The organism is Arthrobacter sp. TS-15, assembly GCF_006964045.1.
GTDB lineage: Bacteria > Actinomycetota > Actinomycetes > Actinomycetales > Micrococcaceae > Arthrobacter.
In genome coordinates, this window is the sequence record NZ_SDXQ01000095.1 from 1 (window position 1) to 1,055 (window position 1,055).

The 1,055-nt window shown below is 72.2% G+C and carries 3 protein-coding genes; all 3 read left to right on the plus strand.

Annotated features, from left to right (window positions below):
• Nucleotides 1-196 (plus strand): hypothetical protein (locus EU811_RS23665; RefSeq protein WP_160147699.1); only part of this gene is annotated, 196 nt, incomplete at its 5' end.
• Entirely contained in the window at nt 193-546 is a 354-nt protein-coding gene (locus tag EU811_RS22975) for a hypothetical protein (RefSeq protein WP_142940558.1), read from the plus strand. The genes EU811_RS23665 and EU811_RS22975, both read left to right, overlap by 4 nt.
• The coding region (locus tag EU811_RS22980) for a hypothetical protein (protein WP_202979352.1) at nt 458-1,055 on the plus strand (598 nt) is incomplete at its 3' end. The genes EU811_RS22975 and EU811_RS22980, both read left to right, overlap by 89 nt.

Consider the following 1,055-nt stretch of genomic DNA (forward strand, 5'->3'; position numbering starts at 1 on the left):
CGTAGAGACCATCGACCTGGTCCTGCCGCGCTGCTACCTCGCCCTGCTCATCGGCGGCGTCCTCGCCGCCGTCGACCACGACACCAACCCCCACGCGCACGATCGATTCACCGAGTCCGTCAACCGCACGCAGGCCAAGGTTCGCGCCGCCCTCGAACAGCAGGCCGCCGACGACAAGGAAGACCCCCGCCGATGATCCAGCAACCGTACCCCGAGGAACTGCAGAAGATCCGCGACGAGCTGCGCGAGGAGATCCGGGAGGCCCGCGGCATGCTCAAGGACCTCCGCCGCGAGATCAAGACCGCCCACGAGCTCGTCCCGCTCCTCACCGACGAACTGTTCGAGGCCGAGGTGAAAAAGCAGGTCGACGCGCTCGGCACCGCCACCGAAGCGGCCATGGACCAGGCCGTGAAGCGTGTGTTCGCCAAGTTCGATCAGCTCCAGGCCCTCGCCACGGGTGAGGACCGGCAGAGCCGCCGCAGAGGCCAGCCCTCCATCCCGGACCTGCTCCGGGCCCGCGCCAGCATCGAGGCCGACCGTGAGTAGCTGCACCGTGCCCGGCTGCCCCCGCACCGCCGAGGAGGCCGCGCACCGCCGCATGTGCGCCCGCTGCGCACGCCAGCTGCGGGCGCTCCTGCGCGAGCTCGTCGGACAGATGCCGCTCCTGCAGGCCTCCCTACAGCTGGACCGCAGCCCCACCACCGGCAGCGTCCACGGCGGCCGCGCCCACTCACCCATGCCTCTGCGCGGCGATGTGATCACCCTCCTGGGCCCCGGCTCCAACAGCACCGTGAGCGACCCGTACGGCGACGCCCGCGGCGACCAGGCCGGCCCGCTGCCCATCGACACCCACCTGCGCGGCTGGGCCGAGATGACCGCCCTCCACGTCCGCCTCGCCGCCGCCCCCGGGATACGGCCCGGGCGGACCTGGGCGGCATGGCTGGCCGCGTACACGCCATGGATCATCAGCGCCCCGTGGGCCGGCATCTTCCACCAGGAGCTCGCCGAGCTCGTCGGCCGCGTCCGCGCCATCACCCGCACCGAGCCCACGAGAC

Bases quoted from the DNA above. Each gene is read 5' to 3' on its own strand.
- EU811_RS22975 (WP_142940558.1), top strand. From the start codon at position 193: ATGATCCAGCAACCGTACCCCGAGGAACTGCAGAAGATCCGCGACGAG.